The 2,742-nt window shown below is 71.9% G+C and carries 2 protein-coding genes; both read right to left on the minus strand.

Annotated features, from left to right (window positions below):
- Positions 1-1,738, minus strand: a 1,738-nt coding sequence (locus C1I98_RS37565) for an FAD-dependent oxidoreductase (RefSeq protein ID WP_111172008.1), incomplete at its 3' end; no start/stop codon positions are given.
- Positions 1,711-2,742: alpha/beta hydrolase (locus tag C1I98_RS37570; RefSeq protein ID WP_111172009.1), on the minus strand; the 1,032-nt coding region annotated here is incomplete at its 5' end. The genes C1I98_RS37565 and C1I98_RS37570, both read right to left, overlap by 28 nt.

The following is a 2,742-nucleotide window of genomic DNA, read 5'->3' on the forward strand; positions in this document are numbered from 1 at the left end:
GACAGCTCGTCGGCGCCCGCCCGCTCCCCCGCGGCACGCCCGCATCCCCCGTTTCGAGCAGGCGTGTGCACATGCGGTCCGACATGGCCGCGATGGTCAGCGAAGGGTTGGGGCCCACCGGCCCCGGCATCGCCGAACCGTCGGCGATGTAGAGGCCGGGAAACCCGAATACCTCACCGTAGGAGTCACAGACGCCCTCCCCCGCGTGCCGTCCCATGGGGGCGCCGCCCACCGGATGGACGGTGATGACCCGCTTGCGGAACCACGTCGGGTTGTCGGCGTACTCCGCGCCCAGCACGTCGGCGATCCGCTGCATGGTCTTGCGCACCCTCTCGAAGTACGCCTCGCTGGTGCGGGTCGTCCAGGCGGTCTCCAGGCGCTCGCCGTTCAGCCGCAGCGCGCCGTCGGGCACGTCGCGGCCCATGCCGAGCAGCGGCAGCGAGCTCACCGACAGCGCGCCCGAGCCGATCAGCTCCGACAGTTCCGCCGACAGGTTGGTGTCGGGGGCCTTGTCGAAGAAGGTCAGGAACCGCTCGTACAGGAACCGGACCGCGCGCGCGATGGCGGCGGACGTGTCGGCCCCCTCCACCATCCAGTCCACGAAACCGGGGTAGCCGCCGTCCTCGATGTAGGCGCCGCGGCCGGAGCCGGGCACCCCGTCGAGGTCGTCGGGCAGCCGGATGGCGCTGGTGATGACCGGGCCCTTGCTGGCGTCCAGCGGCCGGACCCGGCCCCTGTCGGTGGCCCGCAGCAGGAACGTGAGCAGGTCGCCGTTGCCGCAGAAGCGGGTGCCGAGCGCGTCGCTCAGCCCGGGGAACGCCTCCCGGGCGCGCAGCAGCAGGAACGCGGTGCCGTAGGTGCCCGCGGCCAGGACGAGCCGGTCGCAGCTCATCGTGATGACCGGGCGGGCCCTGCGGGACCGCCGCTCCCCCTCCGGCTCGTCGGGGTCGTGGACGAGGTAGTCCACCTCGTAGCCGCCGCCCGCCCTGGGCCGGATCGCCCGGACCTCGTGGAGGACCCGCAGGTCGGCCCCGTGGTGGGCGGCGGCGGCCAGGTAGGTGTGGTCGAGGGTGTTCTTGGCGCCGTCGTTGCACCCGATGTTGCACTCCCCGCACAGCCGGCACGTCCGGCGCGGGGCGTCGTGCAGGCTCGGGTAGGGGCCCGGCTCGATCGGCAGGCCGATGCCCGGCTCCGCGCCCGCCGCGGGCGCGAAGCTGACCGCCAGTGGCGTGAGCCGCCAGGACAGCCCCAGCTCGGCCGCGGCGTCCTGCATGGCGTGGGTCTTCTCGGTGCCCGCGTAGGCGGGCAGGTCCAGCGGGTACGGCGTGGCGCCCAGCATGCGCTCCACCACGTCGTAGTGCGGGTCGAGGTCGGCGCGGGTGAGCGGCCAGTGCTCGTGCCCGCCGCCGGGCAGCGGCTCCTCGCGTACGAACCACGCCTCGTCCTTGCGCAGCAACACGTTGGCGTAGATCAGCGAGCCGCCGCCGAGGCCGCTGGCCACCACCGAGTCGAAGCCGCGAAAGCCCCACACGTCGAACATGCCGTAGAGGTTCTCGCCCGGGTCCCAGAAGGCGCGGCTCATCTCCGAGGGGCTGCGGGCGAAGGTGCCCGGAGGGTAGCTGCGCCCGCGCTCCAGCACGACGACCGACCGGCCGGCGGCGGCCAGCCGGTAGGCGGCCACCGCCCCGCCGAAGCCGGAGCCCACCACGATCACGTCCGCATGCTCGCCCGCTGCCATGGCTCGCTCACCCCCGCCTGGCGCTTGATGAAGTCGACCATGCGGGGGAACACGTCGATGTGGGCGTTCTTGCCGATGATCGGGTCGATGTGCCCGTAGCCGGGAAGGAGCTGCAGCTCGTGGCGGCCGGGGGCGGCCCGGTCCAGGATGCCGTGGCAGACGATGTTGGAGTCGGTGAACACGTTGTTGCGGTCACCGGTGAGGAACAGGATCGGCGTGCTGACTTCGGCCGCCCGCTCCAGGTAGTCGTCGGGCAGCGCGGCGTGCCGGGGGTCCTCGGGGTAGCACTTCACCGCCCGGCCGGCCCGCACCATCTTGTTGACGTGCCGGTAGTACTGCACGCCGGTCGCGCCGTTGAGGTCGGCCAGGCGTTCGTGGGTGTGCGTCTCGCGCGCGAGGTTGCGGTGCACGTACATGGCCGGCCGGCCGCTGCCCCACATGAAGCTCTGCATGTGGCAGGCGGGCTCGCGGCACTCGGGGTGGAAGGCCGAGACCGCCTTGGCCAGCAGCCACCTGCGGCTGAACGGCGGGGCGTCGGAGAAGCGCGGGTCGATGTACGGCAGGCCGAACACGTACTCGAACGCGGTCGCCGCGAACGCCAGCTTGGCCTTGGACCAGGCCGGCACCCGCGGGGTGAGCCCCACGCTGTTGCACACCAGGCTCGCGATCCCGTCCACGGCCCCGCCGAACAGGCTCATGCAGAACGACACCGAGCCCAGGCAGTGCGCGATCACGTGGATCCGCCGCTCCCCCACATGGCGGCGGATCTCCGCGAGCGCGGGCGGGTAGTCGTAGTGCGCGATGTCATCGAGGGTCGACCCGCGCGTCTCGATGTCGTACGGAAAGTGGCTGCTCATCCTGAAATCGAGTGTCCAGACATCGTCGAACCCGTTGCGGTGCAGGAACGTCACCAGGTTGGTGATCTCCGGCATCACGAAGATGTCGCTGGATGAGGTCAGCCCGTGCAGCAGCAGCACGACGTCGCCGTCGCCCCGCTCGTCCCC

Source organism: Spongiactinospora gelatinilytica, from assembly GCF_003236385.1.
In the GTDB taxonomy this organism is placed as follows: Bacteria; Actinomycetota; Actinomycetes; order Streptosporangiales; family Streptosporangiaceae; genus Spongiactinospora; species Spongiactinospora gelatinilytica.